Origin of the sequence: Sphingobacterium cavernae (assembly GCF_008520265.1) — a bacterium.
GTDB classification, from domain to species: domain Bacteria; phylum Bacteroidota; class Bacteroidia; order Sphingobacteriales; family Sphingobacteriaceae; genus Sphingobacterium; species Sphingobacterium cavernae.
In genome coordinates this window covers 16,149-38,473 of sequence record NZ_VIQM01000025.1, presented here as the reverse complement: position 1 = coordinate 38,473, position 22,325 = coordinate 16,149, and the positions used below count along the sequence as shown (strand labels likewise).

General features: G+C 35.7%; 20 protein-coding genes and 1 tRNA gene. 8 read left to right on the top strand and 13 right to left on the bottom strand.

The features are described from left to right. Nucleotides 1-51: 51 nt before the first annotated feature. Nucleotides 52-687: a bifunctional 4-hydroxy-2-oxoglutarate aldolase/2-dehydro-3-deoxy-phosphogluconate aldolase gene (locus FLS47_RS03940; protein WP_149913091.1), complete on the bottom strand. Its 636-nt coding sequence runs from the start codon at nt 685-687 to the stop codon at nt 52-54. A gap of 3 nt (nt 688-690) precedes the next feature. Beyond that, on the bottom strand, nt 691-1,692 hold the full coding sequence (locus FLS47_RS03935) for a sugar kinase (protein WP_149913090.1): 1,002 nt from the start codon (nt 1,690-1,692) through the stop codon (nt 691-693). A 175-nt stretch (nt 1,693-1,867) separates the two neighbouring features. On the opposite strand from FLS47_RS03935, the gene FLS47_RS03930 reads away from it, so the two are divergent. The 3 genes from FLS47_RS03930 to FLS47_RS03920 are packed head-to-tail and all read left to right on the top strand — an operon-like array spanning nt 1,868 to nt 5,274. Beyond that, on the top strand, nt 1,868-2,689 hold the full coding sequence (locus FLS47_RS03930; RefSeq protein ID WP_149913089.1) for an SDR family oxidoreductase: 822 nt from the start codon (nt 1,868-1,870) through the stop codon (nt 2,687-2,689). 12 nt (nt 2,690-2,701) lie between these two features. Next, entirely contained in the window at nt 2,702-3,868 is a 1,167-nt protein-coding gene (gene uxuA / locus FLS47_RS03925; protein ID WP_149913088.1) for a mannonate dehydratase, read from the top strand. A gap of 41 nt (nt 3,869-3,909) precedes the next feature. After that, on the top strand, nt 3,910-5,274 hold the full coding sequence (locus FLS47_RS03920; RefSeq protein ID WP_149913087.1) for an MFS transporter: 1,365 nt from the start codon (nt 3,910-3,912) through the stop codon (nt 5,272-5,274). A gap of 59 nt (nt 5,275-5,333) precedes the next feature. Here FLS47_RS03920 and FLS47_RS03915 read toward each other — a convergent pair whose 3' ends face one another. The 4 genes from FLS47_RS03915 to folK form a co-directional block, all read right to left on the bottom strand. Beyond that, the gene (locus FLS47_RS03915; RefSeq protein ID WP_149913086.1) at nt 5,334-5,987 is read right to left on the bottom strand and encodes a LolA family protein; all 654 of its coding nucleotides are present in this window, start codon (nt 5,985-5,987) and stop codon (nt 5,334-5,336) included. Nucleotides 5,988-5,992: 5 nt separating this feature from the next. Next, nucleotides 5,993-8,677: an FtsK/SpoIIIE family DNA translocase gene (locus tag FLS47_RS03910; protein WP_149913085.1), complete on the bottom strand. Its 2,685-nt coding sequence runs from the start codon at nt 8,675-8,677 to the stop codon at nt 5,993-5,995. Between the two features lie 156 nt (nt 8,678-8,833). Further along, nucleotides 8,834-9,181 carry an Hpt domain-containing protein gene (locus FLS47_RS03905; protein ID WP_149913084.1) on the bottom strand — a complete coding sequence of 116 codons (348 nt, stop codon included), beginning with the start codon at nt 9,179-9,181 and terminating at the stop codon, nt 8,834-8,836. A 4-nt stretch (nt 9,182-9,185) separates the two neighbouring features. After that, nucleotides 9,186-9,674 (bottom strand): 2-amino-4-hydroxy-6-hydroxymethyldihydropteridine diphosphokinase, encoded by a 489-nt coding sequence (folK, locus tag FLS47_RS03900; protein WP_149913083.1) that lies wholly within the window; start codon nt 9,672-9,674, stop codon nt 9,186-9,188. A gap of 67 nt (nt 9,675-9,741) precedes the next feature. On the opposite strand from folK, the gene sppA reads away from it, so the two are divergent. Continuing rightward, nucleotides 9,742-11,505, top strand: a complete 1,764-nt coding sequence (sppA, locus tag FLS47_RS03895; protein ID WP_149913082.1) for a signal peptide peptidase SppA — start codon at nt 9,742-9,744, stop codon at nt 11,503-11,505. Nucleotides 11,506-11,646: 141 nt separating this feature from the next. Further along, nucleotides 11,647-12,837, top strand: a complete 1,191-nt coding sequence (locus tag FLS47_RS03890; protein WP_149913081.1) for a phosphoglycerate kinase — start codon at nt 11,647-11,649, stop codon at nt 12,835-12,837. A 131-nt stretch (nt 12,838-12,968) separates the two neighbouring features. Here FLS47_RS03890 and FLS47_RS03885 read toward each other — a convergent pair whose 3' ends face one another. Both FLS47_RS03885 and FLS47_RS03880 read right to left on the bottom strand, forming a co-directional pair. Further along, a complete protein-coding gene (locus tag FLS47_RS03885; RefSeq protein WP_149913080.1) occupies nt 12,969-13,148 on the bottom strand; it encodes a spore protein in 180 nt (59 codons plus the stop codon). Between the two features lie 32 nt (nt 13,149-13,180). Next, nucleotides 13,181-13,251, bottom strand: a tRNA-Cys gene (locus tag FLS47_RS03880). A gap of 179 nt (nt 13,252-13,430) precedes the next feature. Here FLS47_RS03880 and FLS47_RS03875 point away from each other — a divergent pair. Continuing rightward, complete coding sequence (locus tag FLS47_RS03875; RefSeq protein WP_149913079.1) at nt 13,431-14,078, top strand: outer membrane beta-barrel protein; 648 nt, start codon at nt 13,431-13,433, stop codon at nt 14,076-14,078. Nucleotides 14,079-14,232: 154 nt separating this feature from the next. Further along, on the top strand, nt 14,233-15,114 hold the full coding sequence (gene lipA, locus FLS47_RS03870) for a lipoyl synthase (RefSeq protein WP_149913078.1): 882 nt from the start codon (nt 14,233-14,235) through the stop codon (nt 15,112-15,114). 30 nt (nt 15,115-15,144) lie between these two features. On the opposite strand, the gene FLS47_RS03865 is transcribed toward lipA, so the two are convergent. From FLS47_RS03865 to FLS47_RS03850, 4 genes are all read right to left on the bottom strand, one after another. Beyond that, nucleotides 15,145-16,773: an amidohydrolase gene (locus FLS47_RS03865; RefSeq protein ID WP_149913077.1), complete on the bottom strand. Its 1,629-nt coding sequence runs from the start codon at nt 16,771-16,773 to the stop codon at nt 15,145-15,147. Between the two features lie 109 nt (nt 16,774-16,882). After that, complete coding sequence (locus tag FLS47_RS03860; protein ID WP_149913076.1) at nt 16,883-17,437, bottom strand: NifU family protein; 555 nt, start codon at nt 17,435-17,437, stop codon at nt 16,883-16,885. Nucleotides 17,438-17,503: 66 nt separating this feature from the next. Next, nucleotides 17,504-18,853, bottom strand: a complete 1,350-nt coding sequence (gene purB / locus FLS47_RS03855; RefSeq protein WP_149913075.1) for an adenylosuccinate lyase — start codon at nt 18,851-18,853, stop codon at nt 17,504-17,506. Between the two features lie 144 nt (nt 18,854-18,997). Beyond that, complete coding sequence (locus FLS47_RS03850) at nt 18,998-19,207, bottom strand: hypothetical protein (protein ID WP_149913074.1); 210 nt, start codon at nt 19,205-19,207, stop codon at nt 18,998-19,000. Nucleotides 19,208-19,443: 236 nt separating this feature from the next. Between FLS47_RS03850 and FLS47_RS03845 the strand changes: the two genes are divergently transcribed. Continuing rightward, nucleotides 19,444-20,793 (top strand): acyl-CoA dehydrogenase family protein, encoded by a 1,350-nt coding sequence (locus FLS47_RS03845; RefSeq protein ID WP_149913073.1) that lies wholly within the window; start codon nt 19,444-19,446, stop codon nt 20,791-20,793. A gap of 51 nt (nt 20,794-20,844) precedes the next feature. On the opposite strand, the gene FLS47_RS03840 is transcribed toward FLS47_RS03845, so the two are convergent. Then, a complete protein-coding gene (locus FLS47_RS03840; RefSeq protein ID WP_223225121.1) occupies nt 20,845-22,074 on the bottom strand; it encodes an OmpA family protein in 1,230 nt (409 codons plus the stop codon). Nucleotides 22,075-22,325: the final 251 nt, after the last annotated feature.

The following is a 22,325-nucleotide window of genomic DNA, read 5'->3' as shown; positions in this document are numbered from 1 at the left end:
AGGCTTTCCAAAATTTTGGAAAGCCTTTCGTATTTTATATGGAAATTGGGATTATTTAGCCCAATCAAGTAATTTGCTGCATCTTTCTGCTAACCAATTTTCATTAGAAGAATCGGTCGGAGCAGCAAATAATTTAGAACCTAATCCTACGGAAAACACTCCTGCTTCTCTCCAAGATTTGATGCTTTCGGGTGTTGTGTCTACGCCACCTGTGGGCATAAATTTTAGGTTTGGGAAAAGAGGTTTTATAGCTTTCAAAAAATTAACACCCAAAGAATCACCTGGAAACAACTTTACCAATTTAGCATCTAATTCTTCTGCTAAGGCAATTTCTGTAGGTGTCATACAGCCCGGAATCCAATCTAAATTGTATTCTTTTGCTACTGCAGCGATCTCAGCTTTTACAATTGGACTTACTAAGAATTCTGTACCCGCATCTGCAAAGTCCTTTGCTTGTTGTGCAGTTTTGATGGTTCCAATTCCAAGTTTTAGATCTGTGAAATGTTCATTTTTATACGCTAACAACGCTTTGAAATTTTCGAGGGCTTTCTCACCCCGATTTACAAATTCAAATACCCGTATTCCTCCTTTATAACAATCCTTTAATGTATTGATACATTTTTCTACATCGTCATTATAATAAACCGGAATGACAGGATAGTGTTTTATGGTTTCTAGTATACTCATCTTTTATATTTTTCCATTTCCAAAATCACCTTCTACAAAAAGTTTTTCGAAGCCAGCAGACGTTGCTGTATCGATGATTTCTTGTGGAGCTAAATTCTTTATTATAGCATAAATCAACCCCGCCATAAATGCATCGCCACTTCCGATACGATCGACAACCTCATTTGTTAGTCGAGTTGCAGAATATGTATTCGTTTCACGATTATGGTATGTACCATAAAACAAATTGTGCTGTGGATTATCCATGAATCGGAATGTATTGGCAATATGTTTTACTTTCGGGAATTTTTCGAAGGTTTCTTGCGCTACTTGATTCGCGAATTTGATATAATCTTCTTTGGGAGTATTTCTGTCAAAAGTTTCATCAATGTTCGTTCCCAACATTTTATTCGAAGCCCAAATATTTCCCATCACAACATCTGCGTATTGGATTAAGTTTGGCATGATGTCAATAGGATTCTTTCCGTATTGCCATAATTTACTTCGATAATTTAAATCTACAGAAATGATTATATTCCGTTTAGACGCTTCAGCTAAAGCTTTCTCAGTCAAAATGGCTAAATCTTCACTGAGTGCTGGAGTAATCGCCGTAAAGTGAAACCATTCTATACCTTCATATAATTTATCCCAATTTATATCTTCTGATTTCAAATTACTAAATGAAGAATATTTGCGATCATAGATTACCTCACCATTCGTGAGGCCATTTGCTGAAAGCAGATAATACGAACCAATGCGATCGCCTTGGTGTAAAATTTTGGAAGTATCCACATTGTTTGACTCCAATAAATCTTCAATTTCTTTTGTTAAAGCATTATAAGGAGCAGCACTAAAATAGGAAGTAGGAATATTTAGTTTCCCTAAAGTCACAGCGACATTCGCTTCAGAACCGCCAGGATATATTTTTAAATTATTTTGACCTATAGTAAAAAAGGAGTCAGCTGTGGATTGCAAACGGATGAGCAATTCACCAAAACATAATACGCGATTAGTAGGATTATTCATGGAATGATTTATAATCATCCAAATTACGAATACTTTAACGAATACCTTGAAGACTACACTTCTAATTTTGCGAAATCGTTATCGTAAAAAAATGCAGTTAAAATCTTTTAATTCCAGCATGATATTAGCACCTTTATGTTAGTTATAAACCTTATTTAGAGAGCAGTATCATATCATGGGTATTTTGGATCAGTTTTCCCTGAAGGGAAAGGTCATTGTTATCACCGGAGGAACAGGCATTCTCGGCGAGTCATTCGTGAAAGCATTAGCCGAAGCGGGAGCTAAAGTTGCGATTATTGGAAGAAACGCAGAAAAAGCCACAGAGCGTGTTCGTCTTGTTGAATCTTTAGGCAGCGAAGCAATCGCTATACAAGCGGATGTATTGATAGAAGAACAAATTATTAAAACAAAGCAAGAAATTTTAGATAAATGGGGTACCATCGATGGCTTAGTAAATGCGGCTGGTGGAAATATGCCTAACGCTACTATTGGTCCAGATAAAAACTTATTTGATGTAAGTGTGTCTGACACGATAGCAGCAATTGAATTAAATCTTAACGGCACTATTATTCCAACGCAAGTTTTTGGACAGGTAATAGCCGAAAAGGGTAAAGGTTCGATTATAAATATCGCTTCTCTTTCGTCGCATCAAGCTATCACACGTGTATTAGGTTATACGGTTGCAAAAACGGGTATAGTAGGTTATACCAAGTGGATGGCTACAGAGTTGTCTTTACGCTATGGCGATGGTGTTCGTGTAAATGCAATTGCACCAGGGGTATTCTTGACAGAACAAAATCGAGCGTTGGTAACTAATCCGGATGGAACTTATACCGAGCGTGGTGAAAAATTTATCCGTAATACACCATTTTCAAGACTTGGAAGTCCTTCAGAATTGGAGGGTGCTTTGGTATTTCTATTAAGTGATGCCGCAAGTTTTATTAACGGTGAGATTTTGTATGTAGATGGTGGGTTTTCAGCATGGTCTGGAGTTTAATAATTTAGGTAAATGAGTAAACAAAAATTAGAGCAAACTTGGAGATGGTATGGACCGAACGATTCGGTGAGTTTGTCTGATGTGAAACAAGCAGGTGCAACAGGTATCGTGTCTGCACTACATTATATTCCACATGGCGAAGTATGGCCTGTTGCGGATATATTAGAAAGAAAAAATACAATTGAAGCAGCAGGTTTAGTCTGGTCAGTGGTAGAATCAGTTCCGGTACATGAATCGATAAAGACCAAATCAGCAGACGCCGCAAAATATATTGAGAATTACAAACAAACCCTAAGTAATCTTGCTGAATGTGGCATTTTTACGGTTTGTTATAATTTCATGCCTGTACTGGACTGGACCCGTACAGATTTAGCATATGAAATGAAAGACGGCTCAAAGGCACTGTATTTCAATTGGTCAGATTTAGCATTATTTGATATTCATATTCTGAAAAGAGAAGGAGCGCAGCAGGATTATAATGAAATCATTTTGAAAGAAGTTGAACAAAAAATAGTTACGCTTTCTGAAGATGACAAAAAAGCTTTGTCCCAAAATATTCTAATGGGAATTCCAACCGAAAAGGAAATCTTATTGGAAGATTTAACAGCGAGTATAGAGATATATAAAAATATTGGTACTGAGGGGCTTCGAAACAACTTAATTTGGTTTTTGAATGAAATAGCTGAAACTTGCGAATCCACAGGAATCAAGATGACTATTCATCCAGACGATCCTCCATTTCCTATTCTAGGTTTACCACGTATCGTTTCAAATTACGAGAATTACCAGGCGCTTTTAAAAGGAGTTGACAAGTCTTTTAATGGATTTTGCTACTGCACTGGTTCTCTCGGTGCTAATCCTAATAATGATTTGTTAGCCATTTTTGAGCTTATAAAGGATCGTGTTTATTTTACACATTTGCGTAATGTGCGAATCGATGAAATTGGCAACTTCTATGAGTCAGATCATTTGGACGGCAATGTAGACATGTACAACGTCATGAAAGCAATTCTTGAGGAAAATCAAAAACGCGATCAACCTATTCCATTTCGTCCTGATCATGGACATCAAATGCTTGATGATTTGAGTAAAGTAACTAATCCAGGCTATTCTGCAATAGGTAGATTAAGAGGATTAGCTGAATTACGTGGTTTGGAATTAGGAATCTTGGGAAGCTAGAAGTTTAAATTAAAATCGATAACTGAATTATTTAATATAATATTATGAAGAATATTGGAAAATATAGGTGGACTATATGTGCCTTGCTTTTTTTCGCAACCACAATTAATTACCTCGATAGACAAGTATTAAGTTTATTGCATCCGGTTCTTGAAGAAGAGTTTGGATGGAGTAAATCTGATTACGCTAATATTACGGCAGCATTTCAATTTTCTTATGCGATAGCGATGCTGTTTGCAGGACGCTTTATTGATAAGTTAGGTACAAAGAAAGGTTTTGCTTGGGCAATTGTTATTTGGTCTATAGCTGCTATACTTCATGCGTATGCCGTACAAATTGGTGAGATCTCGACAACTATTTTAGGTGTATTAGGGATCACAGGTTTATCTATTTCTGTAGTAGGATTTATGGTTTCACGTGTTCTATTAGGTTTTGGTGAATCAGGAAACTTTCCTGCGGCTATCAAGACTACAGCCGAATATTTTCCAAAAAAGGAACGCGCTCTAGCTACGGGTATTTTTAACTCGGGATCTAATGTAGGTGCAATCTTAGCACCTTTGACTGTGCCATGGATGGCCGTAAAATGGGGATGGCAGTCTGCATTCTGGGTTGTAGGAGCGGTTGGATTTTTATGGTTGATATTTTGGTTTATATTCTATGAAAAACCTTCAAAGCAAAAAAGACTTTCTGCTTCAGAATTGGAATATATTAATAGTGATACTGTCATTCAAACTGAAGACGAATCAGGAAATGAAATTAAACCGACAATTGCTTGGCACAAATTATTAGGATTTAAGCAAACATGGGCATTCGTTATAGGTAAGTTTATGACAGATGGCGTTTGGTGGTTTTTCTTATTTTGGCTACCATCTTTCTTGAAAGATCAATACGCGATGACAGGTACTCAAATCATGCTTCCATTAGCTGTATTATATAGTATGACAATGTTTGGAAGTATAGGGGGGGGCTGGTTTCCAATGTATTTTATCAATAAAGGTTACAATGCCTACGATGGAAGAATGAAAGCCATGTTGATTATAGCTTTATTCCCACTTGTAGTATTATTGGCACAACCATTTGGTGAAATCTCATTCTGGGTTCCGGTTATTTTGATTGGTATTGGTGCTTCGGCTCATCAAGCTTGGTCAGCTAATATTTTTACGACTGTCTCAGATATGTTTCCTAAGACTACTGTTGCTTCTGTAACAGGTATCGGGGGAATGGCTGGTGGTATTGGTGGTGTAGTAATGTCCAAGTTAGGTGGATATTTATTCGATAAATACGATTCTTTAGGCAATATAGAAACAGGCTATACGATTATGTTTAGTATTTGTGCTTTGTCGTATATTATTGCGTGGTCAATTATGAAATCGCTTGTTCCAAAAATGAAAGTTGTAAATATTTAATTAATTACCACAAATCAATAAAACAAAAAATGCTAGTTTTTAAAACTAGCATTTTTTGTTTATCTCAAATCAACAACTTCATAATCCTTGTATTTGTCTTTCGAAAAAGTAAACATTTTTGGATCAAACTTTTTACCTAAATAGAGCGTATTAATTGTATACGTATATTTATTGCTAGACTTGTCAAAAATAGTTACATCCTGTATGTGATTATTTTTGTTGATGCGCAATTTGATTTTGAAATAGTTCGTCTTTGTGTCTTCTGGAGACAACTCAATAACTTTGGCGGATTCTGTATTTCCTTGCCTTACTATTTTCTCATCGGGCATCAATACATATTTGTAGCCTTTTTGGTAAAAATTAAAAAGATTATTTGGACCAATAGTATTGCCATTGTTCTCGTTTTCTGAGACTTGAACTTCTTTGATATCTTTTGAAATACTCCAAACTGATTTGCCATCCGAAATAATTTCTTGCTCAGGCAAAGAAATAACATATTGGTTCTGCGGTTTGTTGAAATACATCACACCTGTTGTCGTATGCGTCTTTTTATTCGCATCTTGAATGCTCAGGCTAAAATCAGACTGAATAGTACGGTAGGAGCTGTATTTTTTAGATACATCGTTTAAAATTTTCTTTGCTGCAGCATCAGTTTGTGCAAAAGACAAAAGTGTACTTCCTACAAAAGCAATTGATAATAACAGTTTTTTCATTGTAACTAATCTTTTCTTAACGTTTCTAAAAACTGTTCCAAAGAATACTCATCGGGATATAAAACTTCTCTTGCTTTACTTCCTTCAAATGGACCTACAATACCTGCAGCTTCCAATTGATCGATGATTCTTCCTGCTCTATTGTATCCTAACTTCAACTTACGTTGAATCAAAGATGTAGAGCCTTGTTGATGCATGACGATAAGACGAGCAGCGTCTTCAAAAAGTTGGTCTCTATCGGAGAGATCAAAATCCATAGAACCTGAGCCTTCACCAGATTCATCTACGTATTCTGGCAACATAAATGCCGATGGATAACCACGTTGACCACCAATATAATCCGATATACCCTCCACTTCTGGCGTATCAACAAACGCACATTGTATACGTATCAAGTCTGATCCTGAAGACAATAACATATCTCCTCGACCTATTAATTGATCCGCACCGCCCGAATCCAATATCGTACGTGAATCTATCTTAGACAACACCCTAAATGCTAGACGCGCAGGAAAGTTGGCTTTGATTGTACCCGTAATAATATTTACCGAAGGACGTTGCGTGGCAATCACCAAGTGAATACCGATGGCACGAGCCAATTGTGCTAGACGTGCTATAGGCGCTTCGACCTCTTTACCCGCTGTCATCATCAAATCCGCAAATTCATCAACAATAAGAACTATAAAAGGTAAGAATCGATGACCCTCCTCAGGGTTTAATCTGCGATTGATAAATTTTGCATTATATTCTTTTAAGTTACGTACCTGCGCATTTTTTAATAAATCATATCGCTGATCCATCTCAATACAAAGGGAATTCAATGTATTGATAGCCTTCTTGGTGTCAGTAATAATTGCGTCTTCTTCGCCAGGCAATTTTGCTAAAAAATGTCTTTCTACTTTTTTGAAAAGCGAAAGTTCTACTTTCTTAGGATCGACAAGAACGAATTTTAGTTCTGCCGGATGTTTCTTGTACAACAATGAAGTCAAAATAGCATTGATACCTACAGATTTACCTTGACCTGTAGCACCAGCTACAAGCAGGTGAGGCATTTTAGCCAAATCTGCTATGTATACTTCATTTGAAATAGTTTTACCCAATGCAATAGGCAAGTCCATATCCGTTTTTTGGAACTTTTCAGTAGCAATTACCGAACGCATGGAGACCATCTCAGGTGAGCTGTTGGGCACTTCAATACCGATAGTTCCTTTACCCGGCATAGGCGCGATAATACGAATACCCAAAGCCGCTAAGCTTAAAGCGATATCGTCTTCCAAATTCTTGATTTTTGAGATACGGACCCCCGGTTTAGGGATGATTTCATACAATGTAACCGTAGGTCCAATTGTCGCTTTAATATGTTCGATTTCGATATTGTAGTTACGTAGGGTATCTACAATACGATTTTTATTCGCTTCTAACTCTTGTTGATTAATCGTGATTTTACCCGTTCCATACTCTTTCAATAAATCTAAAGTAGGATATTGGTAGCCTGACAAATCAAGTTTAGGGTCATATTCGCCAAATTGAGCCACAAGATCATTTGCCGTAATTTGTTTTTCTTCTTTTACTTCTGTTACAGCCAAGGCAACTTCTTCGACGAGTTCATCAGTAGCCACAGGCTCAATTACTAAAGGAGCGTTCACAGATAAATCAATTGAATTGGCGCTCTCTGCATTAATTTCTGGTTCCTTTGTTTCGAACGTTACGCTTGCCGCGTTTTCTTCATCGTCCAAATCAGCTTCATCTTCATCTATATCAGGATCATTCAAGTGTGCATAGCGATCATTGACAGTAGGTATTGTTGCATCCGTACGTATATTCCGCAAGGTATTCGAAACTTCGATTACTGCACCGTCAATGTTGTCTTCCTGTTCATTATCTTCTTCATCTTTTGGCACAGTCTGTATCACATTTGATTTAACAATTGGCTTCTCCTCTTCAAGATCATAATCCTGTGCTTCATCCTTTGATGGTGCTAAATTAGTTATCGCCAACTTTAGATCTAAATTGTAAATCAAGACCAGAGCCACCAAATATGCGAATATAATAATACCTCCAACGCCAAATTTTCCAATTTGCGCATTCAACAATTGATTTGTCCAATATCCAAATTTACCTTCTAATATATGTGGTGTTTCAACAATATAATCTTGAATAAAACCTAATGTGACTGACAAGAAAATTATACCGATGATAGAATAAAGAATAGTTTTCCAAATAGGAAGTAATGATTTCTGATATAATAATTTGTAACCGAGTACAAATGCTAAAAAAACGAATAGGAAGGAGGCTACTCCAAACCATTCGAAAATAAATTGATTGGCAAGCAATGCACCTAATTTACCCAATTTGTTTTCTACAACTGGTAATTCTACACTTTCTTCAGCCAATTCTTCATTAGTTCCAAAGAGTGTACTCCACGAACCATTAGTTGCACTGATATAGCTTTGATCCTCTTTCCAAGTAAACAAATAGGATGTGAAGGCTACAGCTAATAAGAATGAACATAAAATTAAAAATAGACCAGCTATTTTTAGTGCTTTACGTTGTCCCTCGGAGAAGTCTATTGTATTGAATGGCTTTAATATCGGCTCTCTTTTAGGACTCGATGTTTTAGCAGCATTTTTCGATTCCCTCGAACTTTTATTTTGCGTATTATTTTTAAATGAATTGCCCTTATATGCCATGTAAATGTATTCTATTCCAATACAAACTTATTAAAAATATCGCATAAGATTTGCTCCTTTTTAGGATTACTTTAAGCTTGTAGTTAGCTTCTGATAAACAGTATAATAGATTTATAAGTGTTAATTAAAATCTATTATGGGAAGAGCTAATATGAGTTAGCTAGTTGATAGGCTGTGAAGTTCGTCCAACATAAGCTGGAATTTAGGTTTGATTTGAAGAAATATATCTTCGATTTCAGCAATTGAAACGCGCTCTTTTGCTTTAGCCTCTAAAATTTGAAAATGTTGTAATAAATTTTCTGCACCGATGTATTGCATTGTGGGCTTTATGTGGTGTGCTCGCTCTCGAATGAGATCAAGTTCGCCCGAAATAATAGCATCTTCTAGGGCCTTGAAATCAGTAGGCGATTGTACAATGTACAAATCAACCAACTGCCTAATCAGCTCTTCATTCCCCATCATGGACTGTTTGATAGTGTCCAGATTTATAATTTTGAAACTCATTTCTCTAGATTTTTACAACTTCAAGGTTATCTTTGCAAATTAATAATAATTGTTCATTAGTAAGATTTAATTTTGGATGTTTGTAGCTGTTAGCTACCTCGCAAAGTGGCTGAAGTGTAAATTTTCGATCTTGTATATAGGGATGTGGAATCTTTAACAATGGCTTATCGATGATTTCAGAGTTAAAATATAAGATATCAATATCAATCAGCCGGGCGCCCCATTTTTCTTTTCGAATGCGCCCCAATTCATTTTCAATATTTTGACAGATTAATAAACTTTCATCTGCTGATTTATCCGTTTCTATTAGCAAAACTTGATTCAAAAAAACGGGTTGATCTTCTACACCCCAAGCTTCTGATTGATAAATCGACGATTCTTTGACTAAATTTCCTAGCTTCTGTTTTAATAATTCTCTTGCCTGCTCTAACTGTGTAATTGGATCGCTTAAATTTGCACCCAATAATATATAAATTTCATTAACTATACTCATATGTTATATTTTTTCTTTGTTTTAGATTTAATTGCTGTAAATTTATTACTTAAATTACTGGTAACATATGAATTTTTTTAAACAAGTACTTGCAACTATTACAGGTGTATTAATTACAGGTGTGATATTGTTCTTTGGTTTTATATTTTTAATAGCTGTGTTGGTGTCAAGTTCATCGAAAGATGCAAATGTACCTGCTCCGGCTAATTCTGTGCTATATCTTTCAATGGATTACAACATTATTGAAAAAACAGAATCAAATCCATTCGCTGATCTTGATTTACCATTTGGAGTATCTCCTAATGAAATAGGATTAAATGATATTCTTGCAAAAATTGAAGCTGCTAAAACAGACGCAAATATTAAAGGAATTTTTATTAATCCCACCACCGTAGGGACAGGTTTCGCAACATTAAAAGCTATTCGTGATGCCTTAGTTGATTTCAAAAAATCTGATAAATTTATTGTTTCTTATTCTGATGGGTATTCACAAAAGGCATATTATTTAGCATCAGTGGCTGATAAAATTTATTTAAATCCACAAGGTTCATTAGATTTTCGCGGATTAAGCTCGAGCACTATGTTTATGAAAGATGCTTTGGATAAATTGGGGGTGGATATGCAGGTGATCAAAGTCGGTACTTACAAGTCGGCTGTGGAGCCTTTTATGCTCAATTCAATGAGCGAAGCCAATCGACTTCAAGTTAACTCTTACCTAAAAAGTATTTATGATGCATTTTTGGATGATTTGTCTGCTGGAAGAAAAATAAGTAAAGATTCATTACTTCAATATGCAGATACTTACGCAATTCGTAATGCAGATGATGCATTAAAATATAAATTCATTGATGCCAAATTGTACAAAGATGAGCTTATTACTGATATCAAAAAGCGTCTAGACATTAAAGAAAAGGATGATATTTCTATAGTATCTATCACTAAATATGGCGGTAAAAATGCAGATAGTAAAGGAACTGATGAAATTGCTGTATTGTATGCTTATGGAGATATAGTAGATGGAGAAGGGGATGTAGGTCAAATAGGTGGAGATAAAATTTCACGTGAATTGCGCAAGATACGCCAAGATGATAAGGTGAAGGCAGTTGTTTTGCGTGTAAATTCAGGAGGTGGCTCTGCCTTAGCTTCAGACATTATTTGGAGAGAAGTGGAATTGACAAAAAAAGTTAAACCTGTAGTTGTTTCTATGGGAGATTATGCTGCTTCAGGTGGTTATTATATCGCAGCTGCGGCTGACTCAATCTTTGCTGAAAAATCGACTCTAACTGGTTCTATCGGTGTATTTGGGTTGATTCCGAATGCTAAAAATTTATTGAATAATAAATTGGGGATCAAATTTGAAGAGGTTAAGACTGGAAAATATGCAAGCCTAATGGGAAGTATGGATAAACCACTTACTGAAGAAGAGAAAGCAATTATTCAGGTTGAGGTCAATAAAATCTATGGTACTTTTATGGATCGTGTAGCAAAAGGTCGCAATATGACTGTTGCGCAGGTTGATAGTATTGGACAAGGGCGTGTGTGGACAGGAGATCAAGCTTTGGAAATAGGCTTAGTAGATAAGATTGGTAATTTGCAAACTGCGATTAATGCTGCAGCATCAAAAGGTAAAATTACTTCGTATTATACTAAAGAATATCCTGCGAAAGAAGAACCTTTTGCATCTATTCTTTCTACATCAAAAGATAAAATAAAAGCTTATGTGATAGGGGAAGAATTTGGCGAATACCAAAAGTATATTGGCGAGCTGCAAAAAATCATGCAAAATACAGGTATTCAAGCTCGAATACCTTATGCTATAGAAATTTATTAAATACTAAAAAGCAAAGAGATATAAATATTTCTTTGCTTTTTATATATTTACACCTTTAATCAACTTAACTAAAAAAATACATTTCAAGGGTAAATATTGTTTAACAATATGTCTAAAACCTCTTGATTACAGGAAAAGAATATGAAAACAATTGACAACTTTAATTTTTCGGGTAAAAAAGCATTAATTCGTGTGGACTTTAACGTTCCTTTTGATGAAAATTTCAATATCACGGACGATAACCGTATCCAAGGTGCAGCCCCGACTATTAAAAAAATATTAAATGACGGTGGTTCTGTAATTTTAATGTCTCACTTAGGTAGACCAAAAGATGGACCTACGGATAAATACTCTTTGCGCCATATCGTAGCTCATTTATCTAAAGTATTAGGTGTAGATGTACAGTTTGCAAATGATTGTATAGGACAAGAAGCAATTGATAAAGCTGCAAACTTAAAAGCTGGTGAAGTTTTATTGTTAGAAAATTTACGTTTCTACAAAGAAGAAGAAAAAGGTGATAAAGATTTTGCAGAGAAATTGTCAAAATTGGGCGATGTATATGTGAATGATGCATTTGGTACAGCTCACCGTGCTCACGCTTCTACTGCTATTGTTGCACAATTTTTTGGCGATGCAAAATACTTTGGCTACTTAATAGAGTCTGAATTAAAGAATGCAGAAAAAGTATTAAACAATCCTGAGCGTCCATTCACAGCTATTATGGGTGGAGCTAAAGTTTCTGATAAGATCCAATTAATCGAAGCACTATTAGATAAAGTGGACAACTTAATCATTGGTGGCGGTATGGCTTATACTTTTGTAAAAGCGCGCGGTGGCGAGATTGGTAATTCACTTTGTGAAAATGATAAATTGGATTTAGCAAATGAGTTAGTAAAGAAAGCGGAAGCGAAAGGTGTTAATTTAGTATTGCCTACAGATGCACAAATTGCGGATGCGTTTTCAAATGATGCAAATGTTTACGATGGTCCTAATGACCAAATTCCTGCTGGATTAGAAGGTCTAGATATCGGTGCAGAATCTGCAAAGCATTTTGCAGAAGTAATCTCAGCTTCGAAAACATTATTGTGGAATGGCCCTATGGGAGTTTTTGAATTCGACACTTTTGCTACAGGAACTAAAGTTGTAGCTGATGCTGTTGTGTTAGCGACAGAGCAAGGCGCATTCTCATTAATCGGTGGGGGTGATTCAGCGGCTGCGGTTGCCAAATTTGATATGACAGAGCATGTTAGCTATGTAAGTACTGGTGGTGGTGCGCTATTGGAATACATGGAAGGTAAAGTATTACCTGGTATTGCTGCTATTCAGGACTAATAAATTCTTTCGAAATATTTAATCCCATATCATTCGATATGGGATTTTCTTTGTTTGATAAATTTTCAGAACAATAAAAAAGGTTTACAAGTGAATGTAAACCTTTTTTATATCATAGAAATGAAATAAAACTATTTAGCGTCAGCAGCTAATTTGTTTAAGATTTCATCATTTTTAACGATTTGACTTTTTTTAGGCATTTGTGAACGAGAACCTAGTTCAATGTTACGGCCTAATTTCAAAAACTGAACTTCAACACGTGAAACAGTTTTGTTTCTTCTATCTTTTCTTTTTAAACGTGTAACTCCCATTGTATTTAATATTTTATATTACGTTTTAAACGAGGTCGGAAGCGGATTCGAACCGCTGTAGGAGGTTTTGCAGACCTCTGCCTAGCCACTCGGCCATCCGACCCTTTCCCTTACTGGGTGTGCAAAAGTAACTCTTAATTTTGTAATTGCCAAAAATAAATTCAAATAAAACATAAATATCCAATCTTTAATTTTTGGTATCAAATTTGCAAATGCCTTTGGGATATGTTACTCATTTGGGATTCAGGGTAACAGCATAATTTAAATTAAATATATTAAGGCATGAAAAAAGTTTTACTATCTCTAGGTGCGGCAATATTAATGGCAGCGGGAGCACAAGCTCAAACTGGTTATGGATTAAAAGCAGGTGTTACACTTCCATCGTATAGCTACGGTACTTCTGATAATTTATCAGATACAAAATCAGCAACTAACTTTTATATTACTGGTTATTTGAATGCTAATGTAACTCCAAATTTTGCTATCCAACCAGGTATTTCATTACAAGGAAAAGGTGCTACTTTAGTAGATTACAAATTTGCTGGAACTACTTACGAAGTTAATCAAAATACTATGTGGATTGAAGTTCCTGTTAACTTTGTAGGTAAACTTCCAGTAGGCGCTGCTGAATTACAATTAGGTGCTGGTCCATATGTGGGTTTTGGTGTGAGCGGAAAAAATAAATTCGATAGAATATCAGGTGATGGAGATTTTGCATCAACTACTCTGAATGAATTTAAGTTCGGTAAGGATGAAACATTGAAAGGGGTTGATTTTGGTGCTAATATTACTGCTGGAGTGAAATTGCCTGGTGGTTTCTTGATTAACGCTAATTATGGACTAGGTCTTACTAATATTGCTGGAGACAAGTTTCCTTCAAATGATGTTAAGAACAGAGTATTATCGTTTGGTGTAGGATTTGAATTTTAATATCACTACTTAGGTAAATTATTTTTATTATTTAAAGGCTTTCCAATTTTTGGAAAGCTTTTTTTTATACAGTGGTTTCGAATATTACAAATAGATGATTGCAGTAATAAATTATCATTTATAGATTTTGCAAAGTTTGCTTACATTTGTGCTTATGATAGAACTACCCGTTATACCTGTCCAACAGACACAGCGCAAACCTGATTGGTTGCGTGTAAAGCTTCCTGTAGGAAAAGAGTATCGTCATGTTCGTAATTTAGTAGACGAGCATAAATTACATACGATTTGTGAGAGTGGCAATTGTCCTAACATGGGTGAATGTTGGGGAGCTGGAACGGCTACATTTATGATTTTGGGGAATATCTGTACACGATCATGTTCATTCTGTGCGGTAGCAACAGGTCGACCATTGGCTGTGGATATGGATGAGCCGAATCGTGTAGCGAATTCCGTGAAATTGATGCAGGTAAAACATTGTGTAATTACTTCGGTGGATCGTGATGATTTGAAAGATGGTGGTTCTACGATTTGGGCAGAAACTATTAATGCTATTCGTCGCGAAAGTCCTGAAACGACATTAGAGACGTTGATTCCTGATTTTAAAGGTCAATGGGAGAATTTGGAACGCGTAATTGCTGTGCGTCCTGAGGTTGTTTCACACAATTTAGAAACTGTTCGTCGTTTAACAAGAGAAGTTCGCATACAGGCGAAATATGATCGTTCTTTAGAATGTCTTCGTCGTATTTCAGAAGCAGGATTACGAACAAAATCAGGTATTATGCTTGGGCTAGGAGAGACGGAAGAAGATGTAATCGAAGCGATGCAAGATTTGTATAACGTTGGTGTGCATATTTTGACTTTAGGTCAATATCTTCAACCGACGAAAGCACATCATCCGGTGATTGATTGGATTACGCCTGCACAATTTGATAAATACAAACAAATAGGTTTGGAAATGGGCTTTAAATATGTAGAATCGGGTCCTTTGGTTCGTTCTTCATACCATGCGGAAAAACATTTATTCGATATGCAATAAAAAAATGGAGCTTATGAGCTCCATTTTTTGTTAGGGTTTTATGTAAACCGATTCTCCGGCGATAACCGTTCGAAGGGTTTTGATATTTCTCAATTTATTGTTTTCTGCGGTCATAATATCATCTTCTAGCATTACAAAATCAGCATCTTTCCCTTTTTCAATAGAACCACGTTTCTTCTCTTGCAAAGCACCAAATGCAGCCCAGATAGTCATTCCGCGAAGCGCTTCTTCTCGTGAAAGTGCTTGGTCAATTTGAAAACCCTCTTTAGGTAAGCTCAATGCATTTTGACGCGTTACAGCTGCGTGAAAACTGTATAATGGATTGAAGTGCTCAATAGGGAAATCGGTGCCTATAATTACTTTGCCGTACGCTTCCACTAATTTTTTATAAGCGTACGCTCCTTTAGCTCTTTCTGCACCGAGTCTATCATTGATCCAACCCATGTCAGAAGTTGCATGTGTAGGTTGAATAGATGGAATAATATTAAACGTTTTGAATTTGATAAAATCTGAGGGATGTACCACTTGAGCATGTTCGATACGCCATCTTTTGCTTTTCACATTCAGTGCACCATAAATATCCAACAGCATTCTATTTGTCGAGTCCCCAATCGCATGAATTGCTACTTGAAAAGGAGAGTTGGCTAAGAGGGCTAAAGATTCTTCGAATTCTGCTCGAGAGTGTAACAGAAAACCTTTTGTGCTATCATCACTGTAATTTTCCAAAAGGCAGGCACCACGTGATCCCAATGCGCCATCAGCCATTAGTTTTATCGCTTTGATGTTAAGTCTATCGGATTCATAAATTCCTTCATTGATGTATTTTGAAATATTATGTGGTTCGGCAAATAGCATTGCATAATTGCGAATTTTTAAAGAATCTTGTTCGTAAAATTTCTTTAGCAATTCCAACTGTTCGGTATCTAAACCCGCATCTACGACAGATGTTAATCCCACAGAAAACAAAGAATCCTGCGCTTGTCTTAGTTTTTGAAGAATATTTATTTCATTTCCAGCAGGAATATATTTTGTCACAAGTGCCATCGCATTATCTATCAAAACACCTGTAATACGTTGAGCAGAATCAACATCTATTTTTCCGCCTTCTACATTTATTACAGTGTCTATTTGTGCAATACGCAAGGCTTCTGAATTAGCAATAGCTGCATGGTAATCGATGCGATGTAAAAATACAGGAATATCAGGGAAATATTTATCTAATGTATCGCGGTGCGGAAATGCATTTTCAGGCCAGAGGTTTTGATCCCATCCACCACCTAATATCCATTTTGTTTCAGGGTTCTTTTTTCTATACTCTTGCACTTTAGAAATAAGTTCATCTATGGATTTGCATCCGACCAAATCTACTTGTTGCAAGTAATCGGCCAACATAAATGTATGTGCATGACCATCATAAAATCCTGGGTAAATCGGTTTTTGCTGTGCGTCAATAATTTCTTTGGCTTTATATCGTGCTAATATTTGTTTACTCGTACCAATATCGATGAAAATACCATTTTTTACGGCAAATGCTTCTCGAATTGTAAAAGTAGAATCGACTGTATATACTTTTGCATTGTGTACAATTAGATCAACTTCAATATTTGTTGTACAGCGTATAAACAGAAAAATTGTGATGAGTAAGCCTATATATTTCATGCAGAGTGAATAATTTATTAAAGTTAATCAATGGATTGGAAAACTACATAAAAAAGGCCTAGTAAAGTTTTACTAAGCCTTCTTACGAATATAATATCTTGGATTCCGATTACATAGCTTCTGCTACGACTTCTTCAACTTCAGGAACCATACGTTTTAGTAATCCTTCAATACCAGATTTCAACGTAATAGTCGAAGAAGGACAGCCACTACATGAACCTCTTAATTCGACAGTTACCGTGCCATTTTCGAAAGATTTGTAGGCAATAGCACCACCATCTTGTTCTACAGCAGGTCTTACATAATCGTGTAATACTTGTTGAATTTTGATTTCTGTATCCGTACCTTCAAAAGTTACATCTTCATCTTTTGCAACCTCTTGGATTTTCAATTCCGATTCAACGGCACCTTTCACAAATTCTTTCAATAGTGCTTCGATATCACTCCATTCTGCATCATCCGTTTTTGTAATTGTCACAAAATTAGAGGCAAAGAAAACACCATTTACAAAGTTGAATTTGAATAATTCGCGCGCGAAAGGTGACTCTTGTGCTTTTTCTCTATCTGGAAAATCTACACTTCCATTGATTAAAAGTTTATTCACCAAAAACTTCATTGTCGAAGGGTTTGGAGTAGATTCTGTATATACGTTAATTGTTGCCATAATTATTAAAAAATTATTCAAATATAGTAGATAGAAAAATGATCCACGTCATTGAATCGTAAAAGCTTACAAAGCTACACCGGTGTAATTTGAAGGTGTGATATTTTTGATTTCAGCTTTTACTTCGTCAGATACATTTAGACCTTCAACGAAAACTGCAATTGTTTCTTGCGTCACATTTGCATTTGTGCGTGTCAAATCTTTCAATGCTTCGTATGGTTTTGGATAACCTTCTCGACGAAGAATTGTTTGGATAGCTTCTGCCACTACCGCCCAATTGTTTTCTAGATCTTTTTGGAAAGCGTCCGCATTTAAAATTAATTTACTTAGACCACGCAAAGTCGATTTGAATGCAATCAACGTATGTGCAAATGGAACACCAACGTTACGTAATACCGTAGAATCAGTTAAATCACGTTGTAACCTTGAAATAGGCAATTTAGCAGCCAAATGTTCTAAAATAGCATTAGCAATACCCAAGTTTCCTTCCGCATTTTCGAAATCAATAGGATTTACCTTGTGTGGCATTGCAGAAGAACCAATTTGACCAGCTGTGATTTTTTGCTTAAAGTAATCCATCGAAATATACGTCCAAATATCTCTGCAAAGGTCGATTACGATATTGTTTATACGTTTTAATGCATCGCAACTTGCCGCAAAATTATCGTAATGTTCAATTTGTGTTGTTGTCTGCGAACGATCAAGACCTAATTGCTCGTTAACAAATTTATTTCCAAAAGCAACCCAATCCAATTTCGGATAGGCCACATGATGTGCATTGAAATTACCTGTAGCACCACCAAATTTCGCAGAATAAGGAACAGTTTTCAACGTGTTAACTTGTTTTTCTATACGCTCAATGAAAACCTTGATCTCTTTCCCCAAACGAGTAGGAGATGCGGGTTGTCCGTGTGTACGGGCCAACATTGAAATATCTTTCCATTCGTTAGATAACCCCTTCAATTCATTTATTAATTCAGTGACTGTAGGAAGGTAAACATTGTTGATCGCTTCTTTCCAAGAATATGGAATAGCTGTATTGTTGATGTCTTGAGAAGTTAAACCGAAGTGAATGAATTCTAAAGAATCGTGTAAGCCTAATTTCTCAAATTCATTTTTCAAAAAATATTCTACGGCTTTCACATCGTGGTTGGTTACTTTCTCCGTGTCTTTGATCCATTGCGCATCTTCGATTGAAAAGTTCTGATAAATATTTCTCAATTTATCATTTAAAGAACCATCAAAATGTGTTAATTGTGGTATTCCGGATTCAGCTAAGGCTATAAAGTATTCTACTTCGACTAGAACGCGGTATTTGATAAGTGCAAATTCTGAGAAATAGTCAGATAATTCTTTTGTAGCATTGTAATATCTTCCGTCTACTGGAGTGACGGCTGTAAGCGATGATAATGTCATAAGTTAAAATAATACAAGTCAGAAGGACTAATTAAGTTAGCCTCAAAAATAAGAAATATTACGTTTATTCGGGGATTTATATAAACAAAAAAGCCCGTGTCATCAGAACACGAGCTTTTTGGAGTATTTTAACTCTTATCGGAATTATTGAGCGTTAGCAACTGAATCAGCGATAGAATCAACAACTGCAGTAGCTGAATCAGCTGTAGCGTTGATAGAATCAGTTAAAGCTGTAGCTGTAGAATCGATAACGTTAGTTAAAGAATCAGCAGTTTCTTCAGTTTTTGTAGTGTTGTTACATGAAACTACAGTTAAAGCTAATGCTAAAAATCCGAATGCGAATAAATTTTTCATCTTTTAATTTTCTATTTTAATTGAAACAATTTCGTTTACTATACCTATTAATACGGGTAACCATGAAAGGTAACCCAAAAAATAAAACTTTTTTTATTTTTAATATAACAAACTGATTATCAGTTATTAAAAATAATTTTCGTGTTATTTCGGATGCAAATATAGTATACATTTCTTGAAATGCAACAATAAAAAGTTATTTTGATAAAAAAAGATCATACACAAAAGAAGATATTATGTTTGAGAAGATTCAAAAATTGATAAAGTTGTTTAAATCAGTGGATTTGGCACAACTTGAAAAATTATCCCAAAAAGTTGATTTAGCTGCGGTAATAAATTCGGTATCCAAAATGGATGAGCGGCAACTACAAATGGCAATGAAAATGCTAACCTCACAAAAGAAGAAAAAAGATCCACCGCCCATTGATGCAGATTTTTATGCTGTAGAAGCAAAGTTGTCTCCTGCGGATAGAGAATTGCAGTTGAAAGTGAGGGCTTTTTTGGAAGCAGAAATAAAGCCTTTAGTTAATAAATACTGGTTGCATGATGAATTCCCTTTTGAAATAATTCCAAAATTGGCTGAGCTGAATGTCTGCGGGTACGTATATGAAGGCTATGGCTGTGCAGGTGGAACTTCATTAATGGACGGGATTATTGCTGCTGAATTTGGACGCATTGATCCTTCGATTGCAACCTTCTTAGGTGTGCAAAGTGGCTTGGCCATGGGATCTATATATATGTGCGGTTCGGAAGAGCAAAAACAGGAATGGCTACCACAAATGCAGCAATTGAAGATAATAGGCGCGTTTGGTTTGACGGAGCCTGAAGTTGGATCAGCTACGGCTGGTGGTTTGACGACTACTTGTAAGAAAACGGCAGAAGGTTGGGTGCTGAATGGTCAGAAAAAATGGATAGGTAATTCGACATTTTCGGATATAACCATTATTTGGGCTCGAGATGTAGATGACAATCAAGTCAAAGGTTTTATTGTTCGGAAAGAAAATCCAGGTTTTTCTGTAGAAAAGATCAAAGGCAAAATGGCACTTCGTATTGTGCAAAATGGCTTGATTACATTGACAAATTGTATAATCCCTGAATCCGATAGATTGCCGAATGCAAATTCGTTTAAAGATACAGCCAAAGTATTGCAGATGACAAGAGCTGGGGTTGCGTGGATGGCGGTTGGTTGTGCGCGTGGAGCTTATGAAAATGCCTTGGAATATACGTTGAAGCGTGAACAGTTTGGAAAACCTATCGCCTCTTTCCAATTAATACAAAATCATTTGGTAGAAATGCTATCTAACCTCACGGCAATGCAAACACTTACCTATAGATTGTCTGAATTACAAGATGAAGGAAAATTGAAAGATGAACATGCGTCTTTAGCAAAGGTATTCTGCACGTTGCGTACTCGAGATATTGTGTCGCGTGCACGAGAAGTGATGGGAGGAAATGGAATTTTACTAGAATATAATGTAGCTAGATTTTTAGCTGATGCTGAAGCAATATATTCTTACGAAGGCACAAAAGAAATCAATTCTTTAATAGTAGGAAGAAGTATTACAGGCTTTAGTGCTTTTGTGTAAATATAAAGGGGAACTCGCCAGTTCCCCTTTAACCTTTAACAATCCTGAGAATTAATATAGTGAAAATTCTACGCGGCGATTTTGTTGACGACCTTCTTCCGTACTATTCGAACTAATAGGGAATTTAGCGCCATGTCCTGCAGTCTCAATTTTATTTGAACTTACTCCTTTTGAAACTAAGTAAGCTTTAACTGCATCAGCACGTTCTTTAGATAACTTTTGGTTTATAGCAGCGCTACCAATGTTATCAGTATATCCATCTAATTTTAGATTATATCCTTTGTCTTTCATTAAATCAGCTACTTTGTTTAAATAACTATTAGATGAAGAACGGATAGTAGCTTGGTTGAAATCGAATTCTAAATTTCGGACAGCCTCAATAATTACTTGTTTTTCGCTTTCAGGTAATTTTAATTCTGGAAGAGGACAACCTGAACCATCTACTTTTGTACCTACAGGTGTATTTGGACATTTGTCATATACATTAGCTACCCCGTCATTATCATCATCCTTTAAGCCATTAACTAAGTTGCCTAATTGATCTTTAACTTCCTGATTAGATTTCAAAATAGCATCTTGAGCAGCTTTTAACTCATCATATTTTTGTGCTAATAGATCTGCTGAATTGTTGCGTTTAGTATTTTGAATAAATGGTTTTTCTTTTGAACCTAGTGCAAATTCTAATCCCGTGTGGAGATAAGAGAATAAATCATAAGGGAATGTATTGACTTGCTTGCCATCGAAATAATCATTAGTCCAGTTGAACTGATAGCCTAAATCCAAGTTAACACCTTTTCCGATAACAAATTTTAAACCTAGGTCAGCAGGTACAAAAACTCTTTTTACATCCACTTCCGAGGAGCCTGAACTTCTGTTAGCGTTTAAATAACCAATTCCTGCTGCAACATATGGTCTTACTACTTTTGAATTGAATAAATTTGATACATATTCCCCTGAGAATGCGAATGACCAAGGTAATTTAGTTTCAAACTGCGTAGTTGAATTAGATTCTTCGCGAATCTTACCACCTAAATACTGGAGTTTAAATCCGAAATTTGGTGATAAGTGCTTTTTAATGTAAGCGCTGTAGCCTAACTCTAAATTGCCTTCATTAAATCCAAATTTGCTTTCTTGGCTTAACAAACCACCGTTCAAACCGAATGACCATGTTCTATACGTAGAGCTAGGTAGAGAACTGTCATAAATAGCATCTTGAGCGTAAATGCTTGATGTCGCTAATAGTCCGAGTAATAATCCAGACGTCTTAATAAAATTATTCATTTTCATAATAGAGTACATTTTAACCATAAACAAATACAATATAAAATTGTTTTATACAATATTGTTTTGCAAATATAAATATTACTTCTTGATTTTAATGAGATTCGATATTTATTTTAAAATAAATTCAATTGGTTTTGTTTATTAAGTTTTTGTTAATCAATTTGTTTTGTGATTTTTCTTGGGAATTTCATATTCAATGATGTAGTTTAAAACTTACAATTGGTGGCATAAAAAAAAACGGCTTTGAG